At 64.0% G+C, this 22,936-nt stretch carries 18 protein-coding genes and 1 pseudogene; 12 read left to right on the forward strand and 7 right to left on the reverse strand.

Annotated features, from left to right (window positions below; genetic code table 11):
• Positions 1 to 16 precede the first annotated feature (16 nt).
• The 3 genes from zigA (at position 17) to AC07Y9_RS09020 (ending at position 3,053) form a co-directional block, all read left to right on the forward strand.
• Entirely contained in the window at positions 17 to 1,225 is a 1,209-nt protein-coding gene (gene zigA, locus AC07Y9_RS09010) for a zinc metallochaperone GTPase ZigA (RefSeq protein ID WP_102680223.1), read from the forward strand.
• Positions 1,225 to 1,923: a DUF1826 domain-containing protein gene (locus AC07Y9_RS09015; RefSeq protein ID WP_102680224.1), complete on the forward strand. Its 699-nt coding sequence runs from the start codon at positions 1,225 to 1,227 to the stop codon at positions 1,921 to 1,923. The genes zigA and AC07Y9_RS09015 overlap by 1 nt, the downstream gene beginning before the upstream one ends.
• Before the next feature lie 167 nt (positions 1,924 to 2,090).
• The gene (locus tag AC07Y9_RS09020) at positions 2,091 to 3,053 is read left to right on the forward strand and encodes a CobW family GTP-binding protein (protein WP_102680225.1); all 963 of its coding nucleotides are present in this window, start codon (positions 2,091 to 2,093) and stop codon (positions 3,051 to 3,053) included.
• Between the two features lie 150 nt (positions 3,054 to 3,203).
• On the opposite strand, the gene AC07Y9_RS09025 is transcribed toward AC07Y9_RS09020, so the two are convergent.
• Positions 3,204 to 3,599, reverse strand: coding sequence for a DUF3301 domain-containing protein (locus tag AC07Y9_RS09025; RefSeq protein ID WP_007927603.1), 396 nt, complete (start codon positions 3,597 to 3,599; stop codon positions 3,204 to 3,206).
• 116 nt (positions 3,600 to 3,715) lie between these two features.
• Between AC07Y9_RS09025 and pdxY the strand changes: the two genes are divergently transcribed.
• Positions 3,716 to 4,588, forward strand: a complete 873-nt coding sequence (gene pdxY / locus AC07Y9_RS09030; RefSeq protein WP_007927602.1) for a pyridoxal kinase PdxY — start codon at positions 3,716 to 3,718, stop codon at positions 4,586 to 4,588.
• 67 nt (positions 4,589 to 4,655) lie between these two features.
• Here pdxY and AC07Y9_RS09035 read toward each other — a convergent pair whose 3' ends face one another.
• Positions 4,656 to 5,138 (reverse strand): acyl-CoA thioesterase, encoded by a 483-nt coding sequence (locus AC07Y9_RS09035; RefSeq protein WP_007927601.1) that lies wholly within the window; start codon positions 5,136 to 5,138, stop codon positions 4,656 to 4,658.
• Positions 5,139 to 5,404: 266 nt separating this feature from the next.
• Here AC07Y9_RS09035 and AC07Y9_RS09040 point away from each other — a divergent pair, with 266 nt between their 5' ends.
• Complete coding sequence (locus tag AC07Y9_RS09040; RefSeq protein ID WP_102680226.1) at positions 5,405 to 7,168, forward strand: cation:proton antiporter; 1,764 nt, start codon at positions 5,405 to 5,407, stop codon at positions 7,166 to 7,168.
• Here AC07Y9_RS09040 and AC07Y9_RS09045 read toward each other — a convergent pair.
• The 4 genes from AC07Y9_RS09045 to uvrD form a co-directional block, all read right to left on the reverse strand.
• Positions 7,165 to 7,929 carry an alpha/beta hydrolase gene (locus tag AC07Y9_RS09045; RefSeq protein ID WP_256580963.1) on the reverse strand — a complete coding sequence of 255 codons (765 nt, stop codon included), beginning with the start codon at positions 7,927 to 7,929 and terminating at the stop codon, positions 7,165 to 7,167. The two genes, AC07Y9_RS09040 and AC07Y9_RS09045, sit on opposite strands and share 4 nt — an antisense overlap.
• Before the next feature lie 147 nt (positions 7,930 to 8,076).
• Positions 8,077 to 8,484, reverse strand: coding sequence for an SMI1/KNR4 family protein (locus AC07Y9_RS09050; protein ID WP_007927598.1), 408 nt, complete (start codon positions 8,482 to 8,484; stop codon positions 8,077 to 8,079).
• 138 nt (positions 8,485 to 8,622) lie between these two features.
• The gene (locus tag AC07Y9_RS09055) at positions 8,623 to 9,501 is read right to left on the reverse strand and encodes a Tim44 domain-containing protein (protein ID WP_007927597.1); all 879 of its coding nucleotides are present in this window, start codon (positions 9,499 to 9,501) and stop codon (positions 8,623 to 8,625) included.
• A 256-nt stretch (positions 9,502 to 9,757) separates the two neighbouring features.
• Entirely contained in the window at positions 9,758 to 11,941 is a 2,184-nt protein-coding gene (gene uvrD / locus AC07Y9_RS09060; RefSeq protein ID WP_102680228.1) for a DNA helicase II, read from the reverse strand.
• Between the two features lie 246 nt (positions 11,942 to 12,187).
• Between uvrD and AC07Y9_RS09065 the strand changes: the two genes are divergently transcribed.
• The 3 genes from AC07Y9_RS09065 to AC07Y9_RS09075 all read left to right on the forward strand — a co-directional run bounded on the left by AC07Y9_RS09065 (position 12,188) and on the right by AC07Y9_RS09075 (position 16,599).
• Positions 12,188 to 15,052 (forward strand): EAL domain-containing protein, encoded by a 2,865-nt coding sequence (locus tag AC07Y9_RS09065; RefSeq protein WP_102680229.1) that lies wholly within the window; start codon positions 12,188 to 12,190, stop codon positions 15,050 to 15,052.
• Positions 15,053 to 15,279: 227 nt separating this feature from the next.
• Positions 15,280 to 16,146, forward strand: coding sequence for a transcriptional regulator HexR (gene hexR / locus AC07Y9_RS09070; RefSeq protein WP_007927594.1), 867 nt, complete (start codon positions 15,280 to 15,282; stop codon positions 16,144 to 16,146).
• A 240-nt stretch (positions 16,147 to 16,386) separates the two neighbouring features.
• Positions 16,387 to 16,599 carry a PA3496 family putative envelope integrity protein gene (locus AC07Y9_RS09075; protein WP_007927592.1) on the forward strand — a complete coding sequence of 71 codons (213 nt, stop codon included), beginning with the start codon at positions 16,387 to 16,389 and terminating at the stop codon, positions 16,597 to 16,599.
• Here the strand turns inward: AC07Y9_RS09075 and AC07Y9_RS09080 are convergent.
• Positions 16,541 to 17,503, reverse strand: coding sequence for a LysR family transcriptional regulator (locus tag AC07Y9_RS09080; RefSeq protein WP_028683627.1), 963 nt, complete (start codon positions 17,501 to 17,503; stop codon positions 16,541 to 16,543). The two genes, AC07Y9_RS09075 and AC07Y9_RS09080, sit on opposite strands and share 59 nt — an antisense overlap.
• Before the next feature lie 190 nt (positions 17,504 to 17,693).
• Between AC07Y9_RS09080 and AC07Y9_RS09085 the strand changes: the two genes are divergently transcribed.
• The 4 genes and pseudogenes from AC07Y9_RS09085 to AC07Y9_RS09100 form a co-directional block, all read left to right on the forward strand.
• Positions 17,694 to 19,109, forward strand: a complete 1,416-nt coding sequence (locus AC07Y9_RS09085) for an acetyl-CoA carboxylase biotin carboxylase subunit (RefSeq protein ID WP_087087442.1) — start codon at positions 17,694 to 17,696, stop codon at positions 19,107 to 19,109.
• Positions 19,110 to 19,207: 98 nt separating this feature from the next.
• Positions 19,208 to 21,016 (forward strand): sodium-extruding oxaloacetate decarboxylase subunit alpha, encoded by a 1,809-nt coding sequence (oadA, locus tag AC07Y9_RS09090; RefSeq protein ID WP_087087444.1) that lies wholly within the window; start codon positions 19,208 to 19,210, stop codon positions 21,014 to 21,016.
• Between the two features lie 304 nt (positions 21,017 to 21,320).
• Positions 21,321 to 22,595 (forward strand): type II toxin-antitoxin system HipA family toxin, encoded by a 1,275-nt coding sequence (locus AC07Y9_RS09095; RefSeq protein WP_102680230.1) that lies wholly within the window; start codon positions 21,321 to 21,323, stop codon positions 22,593 to 22,595.
• Positions 22,592 to 22,858 (forward strand): annotated as a pseudogene (locus AC07Y9_RS09100) (helix-turn-helix domain-containing protein); the annotation flags it as partial. The gene AC07Y9_RS09095 and the pseudogene AC07Y9_RS09100, both read left to right, overlap by 4 nt.
• Positions 22,859 to 22,936 lie beyond the last annotated feature (78 nt).

Below are 22,936 nucleotides of genomic sequence, written 5' to 3' on the forward strand. Positions count from 1 at the left end.
CGATGAGGATCACCTGATGACCGACCGTCTTCCCGTTACCGTGCTGTCCGGCTTTCTCGGCGCCGGCAAAAGCACGCTGCTCAACTACGTTCTGCGCAACCGCGACAACCTGCGGGTGGCGGTGATCGTTAACGACATGAGCGAAATCAACATCGACGGCAGCGAAGTGCAGCGCGATGTCAGCCTCAACCGTGCCGAAGAAAAACTGGTCGAAATGAGCAACGGCTGCATTTGCTGCACCCTGCGCGAAGACCTGCTGGAAGAGGTCGGCAAATTGGCCAGGGACGGGCGTTTCGATTACCTGCTGATCGAGTCCACCGGCATTTCCGAGCCGCTGCCGGTGGCCGAGACCTTCACCTTTCGCGACGAAACGGGGCAGAGCCTGGCCGACATCGCGCGGCTGGACACCATGGTCACCGTGGTCGACGGCATGAACTTCCTGCTCGATTACCAGGCCGCGGAAAGCCTGGCGTCCCGCGGCGAAACCCTGGGCGAGGAAGACGAGCGCTCGATCACCGATCTGTTGATCGAACAGATCGAGTTCGCCGACGTGATCCTGATCAGCAAGATCGACCTGATCGGCAGCGACGAGCGCCAGGAACTGATCGCCATCCTCGAACGCCTCAATTCCCAGGCGGAAATCATCCCCATGGTGATGGGCGAAGTGCCGCTGGCGAAGATCCTCAACACCGGTCGTTTCGACTTCGAGCGCGCTGCCCAGGCGCCAGGCTGGTTGCAGGAACTGCGCGGCGAGCACGTGCCGGAAACCGAAGAATACGGCATCGCCTCCAGCGCCTATCGGGCGCGGCGGCCGTTCCATCCACAGCGTTTTTTCGACTTCATCAACCGCCCCTGGAGCAACGGCAAACTGCTGCGTTCCAAGGGCTTTTTCTGGCTCGCCAGCAAGCACCAGGAGGCCGGCAGCTGGTCCCAGGCGGGGGGGCTGATGCGTCATGGTTTCGCCGGACGCTGGTGGCGTTTCGTGCCGAAGCAGCACTGGCCGCAGGATGCGGAAAGCACCGCGGCGATCATGCAGAACTGGACCGCGGCCACTGGCGACTGCCGCCAGGAACTGGTGTTCATCGGCCAGAACATCGACTTCGCCCGGCTCACCACCGAACTCGACGATTGCCTGCTGACGGACGACGAAATGGCCTTGGGCGCGGAGGGCTGGCGCCTGATGCGCGACCCGTTCGGCCCCTGGCATGAAGAGGCCGCCGCCTGATGCTCTACCAACCACTGTCCCCTGTGGGAGCGAACCTACTTGCGAAGCTGCTCCTGCGGCCAACCCTGCAGAAACCGATACGCCGCAAGGCTTGCGGCCCGGCCCCTATCGTCCTGGCCGAGGTGCTGGACGACGAGGTCAACCTGGCCCTGTGGCAGCGCCAGTTGCCGGCGCATATCGCCGATTTCGGTGCCTTGCTGCTGTCGCTGAACGAGCCGCTGGCCGAGTCGCTGTCGCTGGAACTCGACACCGAGGACGCCGAGCCGAACCTGCGCGGCCTGGCTTCTGGCTTCAGCGATCTGCAGGGCTACGATGGCTTTATCGCCGATGTCGCCTGGCTGGTCAGCGCCTTTGCCTGCCTGCTGGGCGCCAAGCGCGTCGGCCTGCGCCTGCGGGTGCTGGATAAGGCCATGTGCCCGCGCTTTCATGTCGACCATGTGCCGGTACGGCTGATCACCACCTATGCCGGCGCCGGCAGCCAATGGCTGCGCGAGGGCGCGATGGATCGTCGGCAACTGGGCCAGGCCGAGGCCGAACCCACGGATGCCGCGCTGATCCAGCAGATGGCCAGCGGCGAGGTGGCCCTGTTCAAGGGCGAGAAATGGCTGGGCAACGAGGGTTTCGGCCTGATCCACCGCTCGCCGAAACCGGCCCCCGGCGAGCGCCGGCTGATCCTCACCCTGGACTGGCTCGGCTGACCCTGTAGCTGCTGCCGCAGGCTGCGATCGGCTCCGTAGGAGACGTGCTCTTGAGGCCCTCGGAAGGCGCTGCGCGCCTTATCGCAGCCTGCGGCAGCGGCTACAGGAATTTCGCTGTCGCGGGTTAGCGCGTAGGATCAATCACCTCCTTTCCGAGCGTTCCGCCGATGCTGCACAACATCCCCACCCACGTCATCGCCGGTCCCCTCGGCGCGGGCAAGACCAGCCTGATCCAGCACCTGTTGGCACAGCGTCCGGCCAATGAGCGCTGGGCGGTGCTGATCAACGAGTTCGGCCAGATCGGCCTGGACGCGGCGCTGCTGGCCCGGGACGAGGACGGTATCGCCCTGGGCGAAGTGGCCGGCGGCTGCCTGTGTTGCGTCAACGGCGCGCCGTTCCAGGTGGGCCTGGGGCGCCTGTTGCGCAAGGCCCGGCCTGATCGCCTGTTTATCGAGCCTTCCGGCCTGGGGCACCCGGCGCAACTGCTCCAGCAATTGCGCGAGGCGCCCTGGCAAACGGTCCTGGCCGTGCAACCTTGCGTGCTGGTCCTCGATGCCCAGGCGCTGGCGGCCGGCAAGCCGCTGCCGCAGGCCCAACAGGAAGCATTGCCCAGCGCCGGCCTGTTGCTGCTGAACAAGGACGAAGGGCTCGACGCGGCGCAGCGTCAGGGCATTCTCGAGCAGTTGCCGGTCTGTCCGCTGCTCTGGACTACCCGCGGGATCTTGGCGCTGGAGCGCTTGCCTGGCGTGGAGGCTCGCGCGGGGGCTGCCGTCGAGGCCTTCGAAGTACCCAAGGGATTGGCGCAGCTGCCGGCGATCTGGACCGATCCGGCCCAGCCCATCTGCCTGAGCCAGGCCCAGGAGGGCGGCTGGAGCATTGGTTGGCGCTGGCACCCGAGCCGGGTGTTCGATGTTCGGTGCCTCGAGCAATGGCTGGCGAGCCTTGATTGGCGCCGGGCCAAGCTGGTGATCCACGGTGCGCAGGGCTGGGTCTCGGGCAACGCCCTGGATAACGCCGCGCTGCACTGGCAAGCCAGCGAATGGCGCCGCGATTCACGTATCGAGTTGATCTTCAGCGAGCCGCAGGACGTGGCCACCCTGCAACAGTCCCTGGCTGAGTGCTGCCAATAATCCAACCCCTGCTTCTGTAGGAGCGGCCGGTCGACGCTCGATTGCCCGCGAAAAACTCGTCAACGATGACGCGTTTTGCCAGGAAAAACCGCCGCTTCGCGGCTATCGCGGGCAAGCCTCGCTCCTACAGGAGTGCATAGGCGGTTGGCCTTACTTGCTGCGTCCTTCGCGCCATTGGCTCAGTTCGATCACTTCGGCGCTGTGTGTCGGCACGGGTGGCGGCGCGGGCGTTGCAATCGGGTAGGGCGCCAGCTCGATCTGCGCGCTGTGGGCGCCGAACTGGGTGATGGTCCCCGCATGGCGGGTTTCGCCGGTGACGGTGAATTCGAAGGTGTAGATCCGGGCCAGGCGCCGGCGACCACTGGCGTCCCTGACGAAACCGATGCGCTTCAACGCCACGTTGCCGTCCAGCAGCTCGATATCGAGCCGCGCGCAATGCTGCTTGACCCTCTCCAGCGCCCGCTCGCGCAGGCCGTGGTTGTGCCATAGCCAGGCGGCGCCGGTCGCCAGCAGCATCAGCACGAAAATGTTTCCAAGGGTCAGCATGAGGTGCGCTCCAACGAAGTCGCACCAGCTTAACTGCGTCTTCGGTCTGTCGTACAGGTTGCGTTTAGTCGCATACTGCGCGGCTCGAATTTCAATCGTTTTACGGAATGACCCGAATGAAACGTACGCCTCATCTGCTCGCGATCCAGTCCCATGTGGTCTTCGGCCATGCCGGCAACAGCGCCGCGGTGTTTCCCATGCAGCGGGTCGGGGTGAATGTCTGGCCGCTCAATACGGTGCAGTTCTCCAACCACACGCAATACGGCCAGTGGGCCGGCGAGGTGCTGTCGCCGCACCAGATCCCGGAGCTGGTGGAAGGCATTGCCGCCATCGGCGAACTGGGTAACTGCGACGCGGTGCTGTCCGGCTACCTGGGCAGCGCGGCGCAGGGGCGGGCGATCCTCGGTGGCGTGGCGCGGATCAAGGCGACCAACCCCAAGGCCCTGTACCTGTGCGACCCGGTGATGGGCCACCCGGAAAAGGGTTGCAGCGTGCCCCAGGAGGTCAGCGACTTCCTGTTGGAAGAGGCGGCGGCCGTGGCGGATTTCCTCTGCCCCAACCAACTGGAGCTGGACAGCTTCGCCGGGCGCAAACCGCAGTCGCTGTTCGACTGCCTGGCCATGGCCCGGGCGCTGCTGGCGCGTGGGCCGAAAGCGGTGCTGGTCAAGCATCTGGATTACCCGGGCAAGCTGCCGGACGGCTTCGAGATGTTGCTGGTGACCGCCGAAGGCAGCTGGCACCTGCGTCGTCCGCTGCTGGCATTCCCGCGTCAGCCGGTGGGTGTGGGCGACCTGACTTCGGGCCTGTTCCTGGCCCGGGTGCTGCTGGGCGACAGCCTGGTGGCGGCGTTCGAGTTCACCGCCGCGGCGGTGCATGAAGTGCTGCTGGAAACCCAGGCCTGCGCCAGTTACGAACTGCAACTGATACGGGCCCAGGACCGGATCACCCATCCACGGGTGCGGTTCGAGGCGGTACCGATCGAGCTGTAACTAACGGGTTGCGCGGGGGCTTATCGCCAACAGGCTCGCTCGGCAGCAGCGAGCCTGTCTCGGACGATCAGGCGTCGGCCTTGATTTCCTGATAGCGCTTTTCCAGCTCCTGGCGGATCTGCCGGCGTTGCTGGGCCTGCATGAAGCGGCGCTTGTCTTCGCTGGTTTGCGGTTGCAGTGGCGGCACGGCGGCGGGTTTGCGCTGGTCGTCCACGGCCACCATGGTGAAGAAGCAACTGTTGGTGTGGCGCACCGAGCGCTCGCGGATGTTCTCGGTGACCACCTTGATACCGACCTCCATCGAGGTGTTGCCGGTGTAGTTGACCGAGGCCAGGAAGGTCACCAGTTCGCCGACGTGGATCGGCTCGCGGAAGATCACCTGGTCCACCGACAGGGTCACCACATAACGGCCGGCATAACGGCTGGCACAGGCGTAGGCGACTTCATCGAGGTACTTGAGCAGGGTGCCGCCGTGGACATTGCCTGAGAAGTTGGCCATGTCAGGGGTCATCAATACCGTCATCGACAGCTGGGCGTTTCCGGGTTCCATAGCACACTCACGGGTTAAGGCAGGGGTTGCGGGGCGCACCTCTGCGGGTGCTTGGTCAGCGTTTCAAACCATCGATAACGGGACGCTGCGCCCGCGATCGCCGTCACGCGGCGATCTATCTGTTTCCATATATTGCACCGCCTTTCTGGCACAAGTCGCGATGTTAACCTTCAAAAGCCCGTCCCAAGGGCTTTTCCCGCTGGCCGGCCGGCTGCGCAACGCCCCCGCGCCGCCCGCAAGAACACGACCCCAAGGAGCCCCACGCCATGCATGCCATCAGCTTTATTCAGGACTTGGCAGTGATCATGCTGGTCGCAGGCGTGGTGACCATTCTCTTCCACCGGCTCAAGCAGCCGGTGGTCCTCGGCTATATCGTCGCCGGCTTCATCATCGGCCCGCACACCCCGCCGTTCGGCCTGATCCACGACGAAGACACGATCAAGACCCTGGCCGAGCTGGGGGTGATTTTCCTGATGTTCTGCCTGGGCCTGGAGTTCAGCCTGCGCAAGCTGTTCAAGGTCGGCGCCACGGCCTTTATCGCGGCGTTCATGGAAATCGTGCTGATGATCTGGATCGGCTACGAGATCGGCCGCTGGTTCGGCTGGAACACCATGGACTCGCTGTTCCTCGGCGCGATCCTGGCGATTTCCTCGACCACCATCATCGTCAAGGCGCTCAACGACCTGAAGATGAAGAACCAGCGCTTCGCCCAGCTGATCTTCGGCGTGCTGATCGTCGAAGACATCCTCGGCATCGGCATCATCGCCTTGCTCTCGAGCATCGCGGTCAGCGGCACTGTCAGCTCCGGGGAAGTGTTCTCCACCGTCGGCAAGCTCTCGCTGTTCATGATCGTCGCCCTGGTCATCGGCATCCTGCTGGTCCCGCGGCTGCTGGCCTACGTGGCCAGGTTCGAAAGCAACGAGATGTTGCTGATCACCGTGCTGGGGCTGTGCTTCGGCTTCTGCCTGCTGGTGGTCAAGCTGGAGTACAGCATGGTGCTCGGCGCTTTCCTGATCGGCGCGATCATGGCCGAGTCGCGGCAATTGCTGAAGATCGAGCGCCTGATTGAGCCGGTGCGCGACATGTTCAGCGCCATCTTCTTCGTCGCCATCGGCCTGATGATCGACCCGCAGATCCTCCTGCAGTACGCCTGGCCGATCGCGGTGATCACCGTCGCCGTGGTGCTGGGCAAGATGCTGTCCTGCGGCCTGGGTGCCTTTATCGCCGGCAACGATGGCCGCACCTCGCTGCGGGTCGGCATGGGCCTGTCGCAGATCGGCGAGTTCTCCTTCATCATCGCGGCGCTGGGCATGACCCTGCAGGTCACCAGCGACTTTCTCTACCCGGTGGCGGTCGCCGTATCGGCCATTACCACCTTGCTCACGCCTTACCTGATCCGCGCCGCCGACCCGCTGTCGCTGAAGCTCGCCGCCGTGATGCCGACCCGCCTGAGCCGGGTGCTGGGCATGTACGGCGAATGGTTGCGCAGTATCCAGCCCCATGGCGAGGGGGCGCTGCTGGCGTCGATGATCCGGCGGATCCTGTTGCAGGTCGGGGTCAATCTGGCGCTGGTGGTGGCGATCTTCTTCTCCGGCGGTTATTTCGCCGCGCGCATTGGCGAATACCTGCAGGACTGGATCCGCGACCCGAGCTGGCAGAAGGCGCTGATCTGGGGCGGGGCGCTGCTGCTGTCGCTGCCGTTCCTGATCGCCGCCTATCGCAAGCTCAAGGCCCTGTCGATGCTGCTGGCGGAGATGGGGGTGAAGCCGGAAATGGCCGGGCGTCACACCCAGCGCGTGCGCCGGGTGATCGCCGAGGTGATTCCGGTGCTGTCGCTGCTGGTGATCTTCCTGCTGCTGGCGGCGCTGTCTTCGAGCATCCTGCCGACCACCGAGCTGCTGGTGCTGATCGCGGTGGTGACGGCGGCGGTGGCCGCGCTGCTGTGGCGCTGGTTCATCCGCGTGCACACCCGCATGCAGGTGGCCTTGCTGGATACCCTGGATAACCACAAGGAAGACAATGGGCACTAATCGCCGGGTGATGCACAACTCAGCGGTCGGTCACGCCAGCGTCGCCAGGCTTCGACCCAGCCCTGGTCGTGGGTGACCCCGGGCAGGCTGACGGATTGTACGCAGAAGGCTTGCGTCCCCAGTGCCTGCCGATAGGCGGGGTAGAGGCTGGCAGGCACGCTGCGGTCGGCCTGGCCGAGCAAATGCCGTTGCGCCACCAGGGCCAGCTTGGGTGCCTGGTCCAGCGGCTCGAGGGAGCCGTGCAACGGGCTCAGCCCCAGCGTACTGACCCATAGCCGAGGGCTCAGGTTGCCAGCCAGGGTTTGCACCTGGGCAATATCGTCTCGCCGCGCGGCCAGCAACAGGGCCAGTGCCGCGCCACCGGAATAGCCGATCAGCTCGAAATCCTGATTGCCATAACGCCGCTTGAGGCGGTTGAGGGCCTGGTCGAGGCTGCGCAGTACCGCTGGGGAAAAGCGCTGGTCGGTCCAGATGGCCGCCGTGCAGTCGGCCGCGCTGACGAATTGGCAGGGGCGGGCCAGATAGACGCTGGGACGCGGATCGCTCAGCGCCAGTTGTACCATCAGCAGGTGCTGCGGACTGGGGTCGAGGCTGGGTTGGCGGGCTGTCGCCCAGGCATGGCCATCACCTTCAAGGTAGACGCGCAGGCGGGGTTGTTTGGGTAAGCGCAGGGGCAGGCTGCTGGCGAGCGGGAAGGGTGAAGTGGGCAGGACTTCGACCTGATGGGCGTACTGCGTGCTCAGGTTTTGCAACTGAGCCATGGGCGACTGACAACCCGCCAGCAGGCTGCTGGCGAGTAGTGTCAATGCGGCGATCGACCGGGTGGCGCGACCGCTTGTGAACGTCATGCAACGGGTGGCAGTCGATCCATGCGCCTGCGCCCGCGGGGCGAAACCGCGCAAGGCCGATCAGCTTTCCAGCCAGACGTCCCGCGCCCAGTGCCACACCGATTCCCAGGATTCTTCGGTGATCAGCTCTTCTTCGCCGGACCACAGCACCACGGTGCCGTCTTCCTCGACGCAGTAGTAGTCGTCACCGTCCTGGCAGATCGGGATCAGCTCGCGCGGCACGCCCATGTCCCAGGCGGTGGCGGCCACTTCCGGCAGGTAGGTGTGGGATTGCGGGTCGGTCACGGTGACCGGCTCCAGGCTGCCGTAGACGACATCGCTCACGGTCAACAGGAACTCTTTGAAGACGAACGGGATATTGATGAACAGCTGTTCTTCGATTTCCACCAGCAGGTCTTCATCCGGCAGTTCCAGGGGAACGGGTACCGGTTCGTTTGCTTCACGGAGTTGCTCGATGACTTCTTCCACGGCCTGGGTCCTCTTAGCTCTATGGCGCGGTTTAATAGACGGCGGTTTATACAGTAGCTCGCTATAAGTGCAATCGTGAAATGCAAAACCCCGACCTGAGCCGGGGTTTTGCGATTACCGATGTGACACTGGAGAGAATCAGCCGTTCTGGCGGATACCTGCAACCAGCCAAGGCTGATTTTCGCCCTGGGCGCGCTCCATGTTCCAGCTTTCGCTGAACACTTCGCCCTGGTCGAAACGCGAGGTCTTCGACACGCCGGTGAAGGTCAGGGTTGCGATGGTCTTGTCGGCGCGGTCGTCGACGCCTTCCAGTTGCACATTGAGGTTGTCGATGTAGGTCGACTGGAAGCCGTCGCCCAGATCGGCACGTTCCTGCTTCAGGAATTGCAGCATCTGCGGGGTCACGAACTCGGCGATCTTGTCCATTTCGTTGGCGTCCCAGTGTTGCTGCAGGGACTGGAAGTGGTTGCGCGCGGCTTCGACGAAACGCTCTTCGTTGAACCAGGCTGGCGCGTTGATTACCGGACGGGCCGCGGCGGCAGGTGCAGCCGAACCACCGAAGATCGAACCGGAGGCAGGTTTTGGCTCGAAGGCTTCACGCTGCATTGGTGCGTGGCCGGCTGGAGCGTACTGCTCCTGCTGCTTGCGACGACGGGCGGCGATAAAGCGGAAGACCAGGAAGGCGATGACCGCCATGATCAGGATGTCGAAGATCTGCATGCCCTGGAAGCCGTCGCCCATGAACATGGAGGCCAGCAGACCGCCTGCGGCGATACCGGCAAGAGGGCCGAGCCAGCGCGAGGCGCCGCTGGCCTTGGTGGCAGCGCCCGCGGCACCGGCAGCGCCGGCGGTCGCGGCAGTGGAACCCATGCCGGAAGAGGACGGAGCCATCTGGCTGGTCTGGTGGGTCGGCGCGGCGCCAGCGCTTTTGCCGCCACCGAAGCGCTTGGCGTTGGCGTCGAGGCTCATCGTCAGGCCGATGCACAACGCCATGGCGATGCTAAGAAAACGTTTCATAAAGGGAATTCCCATTTGTGGATGGCACGCGCGCCATGTTGCACAGGTGAAGTGTCACTGGCTAGCGGCAGAGTGTTTCGGGCTTTTGCCTGACAGCCGCGGTTCAGCTTGGGTCGAGGCAAGTGGGCCCTGTACAGGTTTGTCCGTTGGGCGGATACAACGGCTCAGTGGCCGGTCAGCCCGACTTCGCCCCATGCCGCGGGGCATGCTTCTGGTTCAGAAGCATCGCCCCGGCATGGCGAAGGAGGTCAAGGCGTCAGATGGCTTCGAGCTTGGCGTAGCCGAGCATCAGCCACTTGCTGCCTTCGCTGAAGTTCACCTGGACCCGGGCCTGGGCGCCGGCGCCTTCGAAGTTGAGGATCACGCCGTCGCCGAATACCGAGTGGCGCACCGCCTGGCCGAGGCTGAGGCCGGTGTCCGGGATCTCGCTGCCGCCGAACAGGCTGCTGGTGCTCTGCGACTGGCCACCGCCGAACGGACGGCTGACGCTGTTGGACAGGCGCACTTCCTGGATCAGCCCCTTCGGTACCTCCCGTACGAAACGCGACACCTTGTTGTAGGTCTCGCTCCCGTACAGGCGTCGGGTTTCGGCGTAGGTCATCACCAGGTTCTGCATCGCCCGGGTGATGCCGACGTAGGCCAGGCGCCGTTCCTCTTCAAGGCGGCCGGGCTCTTCCAGGCTCATCTTGTGCGGGAACAGGCCTTCTTCCATGCCCACCAGGAACACGTAAGGGAATTCCAGGCCCTTGGCGCTGTGCAGGGTCATCAGCTGGATGCTGTCTTCGTGCTCGTCGGCCTGGGTGTCGCCGGCTTCCAGCGAAGCGTGGCCGAGGAAGGCCGCCAGCGGCGTCAGCTCCTGGTCTTCTTCGGTGTGCTCGAAGTTGCGCGCGGCGCTGACCAGTTCCTCGAGGTTTTCTACCCGGGCCTGGCCTTTCTCGCCTTTTTCCGCTTCGTGGTAGGCGATCAGGCCGGACTGCTCGATAACGGTCTGGGTCATCAGGTGCAACGGCATCTCGGCGGTTTTCAGCGCCAGGTGCTCGATCAGCTCCATGAAGGCGCCCAGGGCACCGGCGGCGCGCCCGGTCACGCCTTTATTGGCCACCAGCTGGCGCATCGCTTCCCACATCGACACATGGCTGTGGCGCGCGTGTTCGCGAATCGCTTCGACGGTCTTTTCGCCAATGCCGCGGGTCGGCACGTTGATCACCCGCTCCAGGGCCGCGTCGTTGCCGCGACCTTCGAGCAGGCGCATGTAGGCCATGGCGTTCTTGATTTCGGCGCGTTCGAAGAAGCGCTGGCCGCCGTAGATGCGGTACGGAATGCGCTCGCGCAGCAGCGCCTCTTCCAGCACCCGCGACTGGGCGTTGGAGCGATAGAGGATGGCGATATCGCTGCGGGCCAGGCCGGTTTTCAGGGCGCTTTCGATGGTTTCCACCACGTAGCGCGCTTCATCGTGTTCGTTGAAGGCGGCGTACAGGTTGATCGCTTCGCCTTCGCCGCCGTCGGTCCACAGCTCCTTGCCCAGGCGCCCGGTGTTATTGGCGATCAGGGCGTTGGCGGCCTTGAGGATGCCGGCGGTGGAGCGATAGTTCTGCTCCAGGCGGATCACTTCGGTGTCCGGGAAGTCTTCGGAATACTGGTGAATGTTCTCGATCTTCGCGCCGCGCCAGCCGTAGATCGACTGGTCGTCGTCGCCCACCACCATCAGGCTGTCGCCGCCCTTGGCCAGCAGGCGCAACCAGGCGTACTGCACGGCGTTGGTGTCCTGGAATTCGTCCACCAGCACGTGGCGGAAACGCTTCTGGTAGTGCGCCAGCAGGCCTGGGTGGTCGCGCCACAGGTCCAGGGCACGCAGCAGCAGCTCGGAGAAGTCGATGACCCCGGCGCGCTGGCAGGCGGCCTCGTAGGCTTCGTAGATGCCGCGCATGGTGGCCAGGAACAGGTCGCCGCTGGCTTGAATGTGTTGCGGACGCAGGCCTTCGTCCTTCTGCCCGTTGATGAACCACTGGGCCTGCCGGGCCGGCCAGCGCTGCTCGTCCAGGCCGAGGTCGCGGATCACCCGCTTGACCAGGCGTTGCTGGTCGTCGCTGTCGAGGATCTGGAAGGTCTGGCTCAGGCCGGCCTCTTGCCAGTGCGCCCGCAGCAGGCGGTGCGCCAGGCCGTGGAAGGTGCCGACCCACATGCCGGCCGGGTTGATACCCATCAACTGCTCGATGCGCTGGCGCATCTCGGCAGCGGCCTTGTTGGTGAAGGTCACCGACAGGATGGAGTGGGGCGAGGCGTTCTCGACCTGGATCAACCAGGCGATACGGTGCACCAGCACTCGGGTTTTACCGGAGCCAGCACCGGCCAGGACCAACTGACGACCCAAGGAGGCGGCTACGGCCTGGCGTTGGGCATCGTTGAGGGAGTTCAGCAGAAGGGAGAGATCATCGCGCATCGGGGCATTCTAGGGGGCTGGCGCACACCGGGCAAACCAAGCTTTGGTTTAGCCGATAAAAGAACGCCGGGGACGACCGGTCGGTCACGGGCTGCAGCCGTTGGCCGGGCTTGGCTGGAGGAATTTCGCAGGGATCGGCGCTCGCGCGGATTTGCCGATTTTATGATTCCAGGCAGTTTGGTCCGGGCGGTTGCTTGTGTATGCTCCGGCGACGTTTCGGGCTCAATCATTATAAGAACACTGCCTATGACACTCAGCACTGGCCCGTCCGGACCCTCCGTGGAGCCTCGGGTTGTTCGCAAGCAATACGCCATGGAGATGGCGGTAGAGCGCACGCGCCTGCTTTATCAGGGCTCCCTGTTGCCCACCCTGTTCATGCTGCTCAACGGCCTGGTCTGCGCCTGGCTGCTGTGGAGCCCCGAGCGTTATTGGCTGGTCAGCGTGTGGATGGTCTGGTTGCTGGCCCTGGTCGCCCTGCGGGTGATCCAGGTGGCGGCGTTCGACTCGGCGATTCCCAGCCGCCAGGCGCAGCCGATCTGGCGCCGCATGTTCCTGCTCGGCTCCGCCGTCAGCGGCCTGACCCTGGCCTGCGCCGGCATCGCCCTGATGCCCACCGACAATTTCCTGCAGCAGGCCTGGGTCTTCGGCCTGATCGGCGCGGCGATCCTCTCGGCCAGCGTGGCCTACGCGGTCAGCCTGCCGGCCTTCCTGTCCTTTACCTTGCCCTGTTTGCTACCGGCGATCGGCTACCTGTTCTGGGGCGGCGACGAGCAGCAGCGCGGCTGGGGCTGGCTGGGGTTGATCCTGCTGGTGTCGCTGAGCGTGGTGGCCTGGCAGGTCAACCGCCTGATCCAGATGGGCTTGCTGCGGCGTTTCCAGAACCAGGCCCTGATCGAACATCTGCAACAGGCGCAGAGCCGCAGCGAGCAGCTCAACAGCGAGCTGTTGCGGGAAGTCGAGCAGCGTCGCCGCGCCGAAGAGCAATTGCGCGAAGCCCAGGCCGGGCTGGAAAACCGCGTGGCCCAGCGCAGCCTTGAACTGGATGCGGCCAACCAGGCGCTGAGCAAGAGCGAGGCGCGCCTGGCACTGGCCTTGAAGGCCAGCCAGCTGGGGCTGTGGGACTGGAACCTGGAGACCGACGAAGTCCATCACAGCCATATCAAGGAGCTGTTCGGCCTGGAGCCGGAATTCGTGCGGGCGATGCTCAGCCATCTCAAGCCGCTGCTGCATCCCGAAGACCTGCCGCTGCTCAAGCGCGCGCTGGTGGAGCACCTGAAGGGGCGCACCGAGGATTACCTGGTGGAATACCGCGTGCGGCACGCCGATGGCCGCTGGGTCTGGATCGAGGACCGTGGGCGGGCCGTGGAGCGCGGCGCCGAGGGCCAGGTGCTGCGCATGGTCGGCACCCGGCGCGATATCAGCGCCAGCAAGCAGCAGGAAGAGCAGCGACGCCTGGCGGCGATGGTGTTCGAGGCGGCCAGCGAGGGCATTGTGATTCTCGACCCGGATTACCTGCTGCTGGCGGCCAATCAGGCCTTCAGCCGGGTTACCGGCTACCAGCTCGAGGACATGCTCGGGCGCAATATGGTCGACCTGCCGTGCAGCCGCGATGCACGGCGGCACTATCCGGCGATTCACCAGGCCCTGGAACAGCACGGCAGCTGGCAGGGCGAACTGGTGGAGGCGCGCAAGAACGGCGAGCTGTACCCGCAGTGGCTGCAATTGAACGTGGTGCGCGATACGCGGGGAAACATCAGTCATATTGTGGGCTTCTTCGCTGATCTGTCGGCCCGACGCGAATCCGAAGAGCGCATGCGCTACCTGAGCCATTACGACGAACTGACCGGCCTGGCCAACCGTTCGCTGTTTCGCGAACGCTTGGGCGAAGCCCATCAGCGGGTGCGCCAGGGCGGCCGCAGCCTGGCCCTGGTGCATATCAACCTGGACCGTTTCAAGCTGCTCAACGACAGCCTGGGCCATGAGGTCGCCGACCAGCTGTTGCAGAAAATGGCGCGGCGGCTGGTCAACGCGCTGCCGGAAGCCGACACCATCGCCCGTTTATCCGGCGATGAATTCGCCGTGCTGTTCGACGCCTACGGCAGCCTGTCGAGCCTGAGCCGGGTGGCTACACGACTGTCGGCGAAGCTGCGCCTGCCGATCACCGTGGAAGGGCATGAGCTGGTGGTCAGTGCCTCGATGGGTATCAGCATGCTGCCCGACAGCGCGCGGGAAATTCCGGCACTGATCAGCCAGTCGAACATCGCCATGCAACACGCCAAGCATTTGGGCGGCAACAACTTCCAGTTCTACACCGCCAGCCTGCAAGCCAGCACCCTGGAGCGCCTGCACCTGGAGAACCAGCTGCGCAAGGCGGTGGAAGAGCACCAGCTGAAGGTCTTCTACCAACCGAAGCTGTGCCTGGCCAGCGGCCGCCTGAATGCCGCCGAAGCCTTGGTGCGCTGGGATCATCCCGAGCTGGGGCGGGTGCCGCCGTGTGACTTTATCGGCCTGGCGGAAGAGATCGGGCTGATCGGTCCGATCGGCGAATTCGTCCTGCGCCAGGCCTGCTGGCAAGCCTGCGAATGGCAGCGCCAGGGGCTGCCGGCCATTCGGGTGTCGGTGAACCTGTCGGTGCATCAACTGCGCCAGGGCAAGCTGGTCAGCCTGGTCCGCAGTGTGCTGGAAGAGACCGGGTTGGCGCCGCATTTCCTCGAGCTGGAGCTGACCGAAAGCCATCTGCTCGACAGCGTCGACCATATCGTCTCCACCTTCCAGCAGCTGCGTGACCTGGGGGTGAAGCTGGCCATCGACGACTTCGGCACCGGTTATTCCTCGCTGAGCTACCTCAAGCGGATTCCGGTGGACTACGTGAAGATCGACCAGGCATTCATCCGCGGCCTGAGCGAAGGCAGCGCCGACGCGGCGATCACCCGGGCGATCATCGCCATGGCCCATGGGCTGTCGCTGAAGGTGGTGGCCGAAGGGGTGGAGCATCCGGAGCAGCTGGCATTTCTCAAGGAGCAGAAATGCGATGAGGTGCAGGGCTACCTGATCAGTCGGCCGGTGGAAGCCGAGGGGCTTGCGGCGCTGTTGCGGGCCGAGACCCTGTAGCCGCTGCCGCAGGCTGCGCAGCGGCCGCAGAAGGCCAGGAATATCTGAAGTTTTTACGAATACCGGCTGCCCGGCTCCAGCAGCTACAAAGAGCAGGCGAGGCTAAAACAGTGGGGCGCAAAGGTGATTCAGTTACGCATTGAGCAGGCAAAAAGCGAATTCATGTAGTATAACTACAAAATTGCTACATCCTTGGGCGTCTGCCCCATAACAATGAGTCCAGCCCTTTGAATCTGTTGCAGCACATTGCCCAATCACGCCATCTCTTGCGCAAGTCGGAGCTCAAGGTCGCCGATCATGTGCTGCTCGACCCTGCGGCTGTGATGCACAGTTCCATGGCCGACCTGGCCCACAGCGTGGGTATCAGCGAGCCGACCATCGTGCGCTTCTGCCGCGCCATCGGTTGCTCGGGGTTCCAGGACCTGAAGCTCAAGCTGGCCCAGAGCCTGGCCGCCGGGGCGAGCTTCGGCCAGTTCGCGATTCATGAAGACGACTCGGTCGCCGACTACAGCCTGAAAATCTTCGACACCACCCTGCACACCCTGATGGAGGTTCGCGAGAAGCTCGATCCGGTGGAGTTGCAACGGGCTGTGACCCTCATGTCCCAGGCCCAGCGCGTGGAGTTCTACGGCTTCGGCGCCTCGGGCGCAGTGGCGGCGGACGCCCAGCACAAATTCTTCCGCCTGCTGCTGACCGCGGCGGCCTATTCCGACCCGCATATGCAGGCGATGTCGGCGGTGACCCTCAAGCCCACCGACGTGGCGATCTGCATTTCCCAGTCCGGGCGTTCCAAGGACTTGCTGATCACCGCCAACCTGGTGCGTGAAAGCGGCGCCTCGCTGATCACCCTGTGCCCGAGCCAGACGCCGCTGGCCGAGCTGTCGACCGTCAACCTGGCGATCGACGTGCACGAAGACACCGAAATCTACACCCCGCTGACCTCGCGCATCGCCCACCTGGTGGTGATCGACGTCCTGGCGATGGGCGTGGCCATGGCCCGCGGCCCGAGCCTGGTCAACCACCTCAAGAGCGTCAAGCGCAGCCTTCGCAGCCTGCGCCTGTCGCCCAAGTCGGTAAAAGCCCTGGACGATTGAACGCTGCGCCTCATCGCCGAGCGTCCCCCTGTAGGAGCGAGCTTGCTCGCGAACAATCGTCAATGATGATGCGGTGTAGCGGAATGAACCGCCGCTTCGCGGCTATCGCGAGCAAGCTCGCTCCTACAAGGGAGGCGGGCGCCATACGGCAGCTTTCATCGTCCTGTCATGGACCCGCCGCCAAACCGTAACGCCCGACGTCCATCTTGAAGCTCCCGTACTCGCATTGGGAGACTCGAAATGGCCCGGCCTTACGAAGAGAGCAGCAGCGCAGTCAAGACCCGTCGTCAACAGGAAGACCAGCGCCGCATGGAATTTCGCCGCGCGATCGAACATCGCTGTGAGCTGCGCCGTCTGCAGCAGGAAATCAACGACTACCCCGAGCTGGACGCCGTCAATTACTGGCAGGCAGCCTCGGCAGCTTCCCGTCAAAACGTTCAACAAGCCCGCTGATCTGCACCCGTTCGCTGCGGATAAACCCCAGGAACGCATGCGCTACCGGTGACAGGCGTTTTGCCTTGGCCTGCACCAGGCACCAGCTGCGATACAACGGCAGCTCTTCGACCGGCAACTCGACGAGTCCCCCGGTCGCCAACTCAAGGTTCAGGGCGTGGCGCGTCAACAGCGCCACGCCCAGACCCGCCAGCACACACTCGCGCTGAGCCTCGGCCGACGATACTTCCAGGGTCTGGGTGAAGTGCACGCGTTTTTCCTTGAAATACTCCTCGCAGGCCAGGCGCGTGCCCGAACCCTGTTCGCGCACCAGCAGGTTGTAGGGTTCCAGGTCCTGCAGGCGCAGCGGCCCGAGGTGGCACAGCGGATGGTCGGGCGGCGCCACGGCGACGATCGGGTTGTTGAGGAACGGCAGGAATTCCAGGCCCATGTCCTGCGGGACCATGGACATGATCACCAGGTCGTCGCGGTTGTCCGAGAGGCGGCGGATCACCTGGCCCCGATTGACCACCGTCAGTTGCAGGTTGACCTCCGGGTGCTGGCGCTTGAAGGCGGCGAACAGGTGCGGCACGAAGTACTTGGCGCTGGATTCCACCGCCAGTTTCAGCTGGCCCTGCAAGGAACCCTGCATGTCCGACAGTTGCATGTCGAGGTTTTCCAGGCGCCCGAAGATGTCGCGGCTGGCCCGTTGCAGCGCCTCGGCGGCCTCGGTCATATAGAGCTTCTTGCCGACGTAATCGAACAGGGGCTGGCCGATCAGCTCCTCCAGCTGGCGAATCTGCAGGCTGACGGCGGGCTGGGTCAGGGACATTTCGTCGGCCGCCCGGCTGTAGGAGCGCAGGTCGCAGACTTCATTGAAAATCTGCAATTGGCGTAATGTCATACGCATCAAGGACTTACGCATTATATAAGGTCTCGCGCCGAGGGCTGTCGGGTCAACTATAAGTCTTTGCTTATGAGCGACCCAATAATTATTGATTTTTGTTAATTCATCGACAGGAATAGTGTGGGCCTGCGACTGGCTTGAAACATTTGGTCACGCGCCGACCCGGTCTAGCGGGTCTTTTGTTCCAACGGCTCAAGGGTACCTCCAAGTGATAAAAAAGATCCTGATCGCCAACCGTGGTGAGATTGCCGTACGAATCGTGCGTGCCTGCGCCGAGATGGGCATTCGCTCGGTCGCGATCTTCTCCGACGCCGATCGCCATGCCCTGCATGTGAAGCGCGCGGATGAAGCCCACAGCATCGGCGCCGAACCCCTGGCCGGCTACCTGAACCCGCGCAAGCTGGTGAACCTGGCCGTGGAAACCGGCTGCGACGCGCTGCACCCCGGCTACGGCTTCCTTTCGGAAAACGCCGAGCTGGCGGACATCTGCGCCGAACGTGGGATCAAATTCATCGGCCCATCGGCTGAAGTGATTCGCCGCATGGGCGACAAGACCGAAGCCCGCCGCAGCATGATCAAGGCAGGCGTGCCGGTCACCCCGGGCACCGAAGGCAACGTCGCCGATATCCATGAAGCCCTGAGCGAAGGCGACCGCATCGGTTACCCGGTGATGCTCAAGGCCACTTCCGGCGGTGGCGGCCGCGGCATTCGTCGCTGCAACAGCCGGGAAGAACTGGAACAGGCGTTCCCACGGGTGATTTCCGAGGCGACCAAGGCGTTCGGCTCCGCCGAAGTGTTCCTGGAAAAATGCATCGTCAATCCCAAGCACATCGAGGCGCAGATCCTCGGCGACAGCTTCGGCAACGTGGTGCACCTGTTCGAGCGCGACTGCTCGATCCAGCGCCGCAACCAGAAGCTGATCGAGATCGCCCCCAGCCCGCAACTGACCCCGGAACAGCGCGCCTACATCGGCGACCTGTCGGTGCGCGCGGCCAAGGCCGTGGGCTACGAGAACGCCGGTACCGTGGAGTTCCTGCTCGCCGACGGCGAGGTGTACTTCATGGAGATGAACACCCGGGTGCAGGTGGAACACACCATCACCGAAGAAATCACCGGCATCGACATCGTTCGCGAGCAGATCCGCATCGCTTCCGGCCTGCCGCTGTCGGTGAAGCAGGAAGACATCCATCACCGTGGTTTCGCCCTGCAGTTCCGGATCAACGCCGAAGACCCGAAGAACAACTTCCTGCCGAGCTTCGGCAAGATCACCCGTTACTACGCGCCCGGCGGCCCCGGCGTGCGGACCGACACGGCGATCTACACCGGCTACACCATTCCGCCGTTCTACGACTCCATGTGCCTGAAGCTGGTGGTCTGGGCCCTGACCTGGGAGGAGGCGATGGACCGTGGCTTGCGCGCCCTGGACGACATGCGTCTGCAAGGGGTCAAGACCACTGCTGCCTATTACCAGGAAATCCTGCGTAACCCGGAATTCCGTAGCGGCCAGTTCAACACCAGTTTTGTGGAAAGCCACCCTGAGCTGACCAACTACTCGATCAAGCGCAAACCCGAAGAGCTGGCCCTGGCCATCGCCGCCGCCATCGCCGCCCACGCAGGCCTTTGAATGCAGCGGCAAGCTGTGAGCGGCAAGCTGCAAGTAGAAGCAGATCGGCTTTTTCTTGCGGCTTGTAGCTTGAAGCTTGTCGCTATGAGGAGATAAGAATGTCCAAGAAGATCTTTGTTACTGACACCATCCTGCGCGACGCCCACCAATCGCTGCTGGCGACCCGCATGCGCACCGAAGACATGCTGCCGATCTGCGACAAGCTCGACAAAGTCGGCTACTGGTCGCTGGAAGTCTGGGGCGGCGCGACCTTCGACGCCTGCGTGCGCTTCCTCAAGGAAGACCCGTGGGAGCGCCTGCGCAAACTGCGCGCCGCGCTGCCCAACACCCGCCTGCAAATGCTCCTGCGCGGGCAGAACCTGCTGGGCTACCGCCATTACAGCGACGACGTGGTCAAGGCCTTCGTCGCCAAGGCGGCGGTCAACGGCATCGACGTGTTCCGCATCTTCGACGCCATGAACGACGTGCGTAACCTGCGGGTGGCCATCGAAGCGGTGAAAGCCGCCGGCAAGCACGCCCAGGGCACCATTGCCTACACCACCAGCCCGGTGCACACCATCGAGGCGTTCGTGGCCCAGGCCAAGCAAATGGAATCCATGGGTTGCGACTCGGTGGCGATCAAGGACATGGCCGGCCTGCTGACCCCTTACGCCACCGGCGAGCTGGTCAAGGCGCTGAAGGCCGAGCAATCGCTGCCGGTGTTCGTCCACTCCCATGACACCGCCGGCCTGGCCGCGATGTGCCAGCTCAAGGCCATCGAGAACGGCGCCGACCACATCGACACCGCGATCTCCAGCTTCGCCTGGGGCACCAGCCACCCGGGCACCGAGTCGATGGTCGCAGCCCTTAAAGGCAGCGAATTCGACACCGGCCTGGACCTGGAACTGCTGCAGGAGATCGGCCTGTACTTCTACGCCGTGCGCAAGAAGTACCACCAGTTCGAAAGCGAATTCACCGCGGTCGACACCCGGGTGCAGGTCAACCAGGTGCCGGGCGGGATGATTTCCAACCTGGCCAACCAGCTCAAGGAGCAGGGCGCCCTGAACCGCATGAACGAAGTGCTGGCGGAGATCCCGCGGGTGCGTCATGACCTCGGCTACCCGCCGCTGGTGACCCCGACTTCGCAGATCGTCGGCACCCAGGCGTTCTTCAACGTGCTGGCCGGCGAGCGCTACAAGACCATCACCAACGAGGTGAAGCTGTACCTGCAAGGCGGTTACGGCAAGGCACCAGGCGAGGTGGACGAGAAGTTGCGGCGCCAGGCCATCGGCAGCGAAGACGTGATCGACGTGCGCCCGGCCGACCTGCTGAAGCCGGAAATGACCAAGCTGCGCAATGACATCGGCGCCTTGGCCAAATCCGAAGAAGACGTGCTGACCTACGCCATGTTCCCGGACATCGGGCGCAAGTTCCTCGAAGAACGCGAAGCCGGCACCCTGACTCCGGAAGTGCTGCTGCCGATTCCGGAAGCGGGCGGCGTGAGCTCGGCCGGCGGCGAAGGTGTACCGACCGAGTTCGTCATTGACGTGCACGGCGAGACCTACCGCGTCGACATCACCGGTGTCGGCGTGAAGGCCGAAGGCAAGCGCCACTTCTACTTGTCCATCGACGGCATGCCGGAAGAAGTGGTGTTCGAGCCGCTCAACGAGTTCGTCGGCAGCGGCAGCAGCAAGCGCAAGCAGGCCAGCGCGCCGGGCCATGTCAGCACCACCATGCCGGGCAACATCGTCGACGTGCTGGTCAAGGAAGGCGACACCGTCAAGGCCGGCCAGGCGGTGCTGATCACCGAAGCCATGAAGATGGAAACCGAAGTCCAGGCGGCCATCGCCGGCAAGGTCACCGCCATCCACGTGGCCAAGGGCGACCGGGTCAACCCGGGCGAAATCCTGATCGAGATCGAAGGCTGAATTTCAATCCTTCATCGGTAACGTTTTACCTCGGGGGGGCTACGGCCTCCCTTTTTTTTGCCTGTTGCCCGGGGCGGCGGAGAGCGATGCGCGTGCCGCTACAGGCGGCTTGAGGGATATTTCCAGGCTGGAACGAACATCATGTGAATGTATTTTAATGCACTTATTAAGTTATGAATTTTATCTATCTGCATTACAATGCGTGTTAAGGCCTTATGTCTCATTAAAAGTGCACTAAAATGCAGGTAACAAAGTGCTTCGGCTGACTTTACAGCTCTACTGCGCAGGGGTATGGAACGACGCCATGACCCTGACCTTCGACAGGCCCGAAGAGGGCTTCGCCAGCCCCTGCCGTTTTGGTTATGTCCAGCAGTACCTGGTGGATAACCTGGAGGCTGTCGCCAGCCCGCTGGCCAGGTCGGTCAGTGCGCAGATCCCATTGGGCTGGGAATCGTGGCGGGAAGAACGAGCCCCGGCCTTTCTCTATGACCTTGCCCCGGCGGCAGCGACCGGGCGCTTCCTGCTGCGCCAGATTGGCCACGAGCGGCCAGACGGCATGGGCGTCGAGTTGTTCCTCTTGAGCCGGTCCAGCGCGGCGCCCATCGGCAACCTGCGGATCAGGGAGTCGCTGGCGGGCTTGCGCAGGCGTCCGGCGCTGGGGTTTTCCCGGGACCAGGTGATTGCCCTCGATAATCGCTTTCTCGAGTACGCCCACGAGCAGGGCGCGGCGTTCGGCGGTACTGCGAGCATCGGCGGCGAAGCGCCCAAGCTGCTGCTGGCTCAAAACCGCGAGGGCCTGCTGTACCCCGACGCGTTGCTCGACGATGCCTCGGCGGCGTGCCACTGGTGGGTGAAGTTTCCCCGTAACCCGGCTACGCAGAATGACGGCGACATCCTCAGGAGCGAATTCCACTATTACCGGGCGCTGCAACAGTTGGGCATCGATACGCTGCCGACCGAGGGCCTGGCCCTGGAAGAAGGCCCCAGGCCCAGCCTGTGGATGCAGCGCTTCGACCGTCGGGTAACGCCGGCGGGGGTGGAGCGCCTGGCGGTGGAGTCGATCTATTCCCTGGCGGGGCTGGTGGGCCATGGCCAGGGCATGCGGCACACCGAGGTGCTGGGGATCCTCGCCGAACTGTGGCGAGCCACGGGCCAGGAGTCGGCGATCCCCGAGCTGGTGGCGGATTACCTGCGCCGGGACCTGCTCAACAAGATCCTCGGCAACTCGGACAATCATGGACGCAACCTCTCGATCATCCGCACCGACAGTCGGGTGCAGCTGGCGCCGATCTACGATCTGGCACCCACGGTCATGGACGATGAGGGCATTACCCGGACCATCAAATGGCCCGGGCGCATGGAAGTGGCGGGTGACGTGGACTGGCGCCTGGTATGCGCGAGCCTGAAGCCGCTGCTCGACCCCGAAGCCGCCCTGACGCGCCTGCGGGAGGATGCCGAACGGCTGCGGGCCTTGCCGGACCTGTTGCACGCCAGCGGCTTGCCCGACGCCACCCTGAATCACCCGCGCATTCACTTGCGCCACTTGGACCGACGCCTGCAGGAGTGGGGACTGCGATGAGTACAACCCTGGAAGAACGCGGCGCGCTGATCGACAACATCCAGCAGGAGCTGGCGGCCGGCCGCTTGCCGCTTGGCGATGCGGTCAGGCGCCTGCGCAGCGAAGTCACGGGGCTGCACCAGAGCCAGTTCGCCAGGATGTGCCGGATTTCCCTGCGCACCCTGATCCACATCGAACACGGTGACGGCAACCCGACCCTCAAGTCGTTGAACGCGGTGTTCAAGCCCTTCGGTTTGCAGATGGGGGTGCTGGCCGTGCAGAAAACCAGTCGCGCCCGCTCGCTGCTCAGTGATCTCGAGCGCCTGGAAAAGGGCCCGGGTACGCCCGGGCCCTCGACACCC

Source organism: Pseudomonas sp. GW456-L12 (assembly GCF_059424045.1).

Coding starts and splice junctions, on each gene's coding strand:
- AC07Y9_RS09015 (WP_102680224.1), top strand. CDS start 1,225: ATGCTCTACCAACCACTGTCCCCTGTGGGAGCGAACCTACTTGCGAAG.
- AC07Y9_RS09025 (WP_007927603.1), bottom strand. CDS start 3,599: ATGCTGACCCTTGGAAACATTTTCGTGCTGATGCTGCTGGCGACCGGC.
- AC07Y9_RS09040 (WP_102680226.1), top strand. CDS start 5,405: ATGCATGCCATCAGCTTTATTCAGGACTTGGCAGTGATCATGCTGGTC.
- AC07Y9_RS09045 (WP_256580963.1), bottom strand. CDS start 7,929: ATGGCTCAGTTGCAAAACCTGAGCACGCAGTACGCCCATCAGGTCGAA.
- uvrD (WP_102680228.1), bottom strand. CDS start 11,941: ATGCGCGATGATCTCTCCCTTCTGCTGAACTCCCTCAACGATGCCCAA.
- AC07Y9_RS09075 (WP_007927592.1), top strand. CDS start 16,387: ATGGCCCGGCCTTACGAAGAGAGCAGCAGCGCAGTCAAGACCCGTCGT.
- AC07Y9_RS09095 (WP_102680230.1), top strand. CDS start 21,321: ATGACCCTGACCTTCGACAGGCCCGAAGAGGGCTTCGCCAGCCCCTGC.
- AC07Y9_RS09035 (WP_007927601.1), bottom strand. CDS start 5,138: ATGGAACCCGGAAACGCCCAGCTGTCGATGACGGTATTGATGACCCCT.
- AC07Y9_RS09020 (WP_102680225.1), top strand. CDS start 2,091: ATGCTGCACAACATCCCCACCCACGTCATCGCCGGTCCCCTCGGCGCG.
- zigA (WP_102680223.1), top strand. CDS start 17: ATGACCGACCGTCTTCCCGTTACCGTGCTGTCCGGCTTTCTCGGCGCC.
- pdxY (WP_007927602.1), top strand. CDS start 3,716: ATGAAACGTACGCCTCATCTGCTCGCGATCCAGTCCCATGTGGTCTTC.
- oadA (WP_087087444.1), top strand. CDS start 19,208: ATGTCCAAGAAGATCTTTGTTACTGACACCATCCTGCGCGACGCCCAC.
- AC07Y9_RS09080 (WP_028683627.1), bottom strand. CDS start 17,503: ATGCGTAAGTCCTTGATGCGTATGACATTACGCCAATTGCAGATTTTC.
- AC07Y9_RS09065 (WP_102680229.1), top strand. CDS start 12,188: ATGACACTCAGCACTGGCCCGTCCGGACCCTCCGTGGAGCCTCGGGTT.
- AC07Y9_RS09055 (WP_007927597.1), bottom strand. CDS start 9,501: ATGAAACGTTTTCTTAGCATCGCCATGGCGTTGTGCATCGGCCTGACG.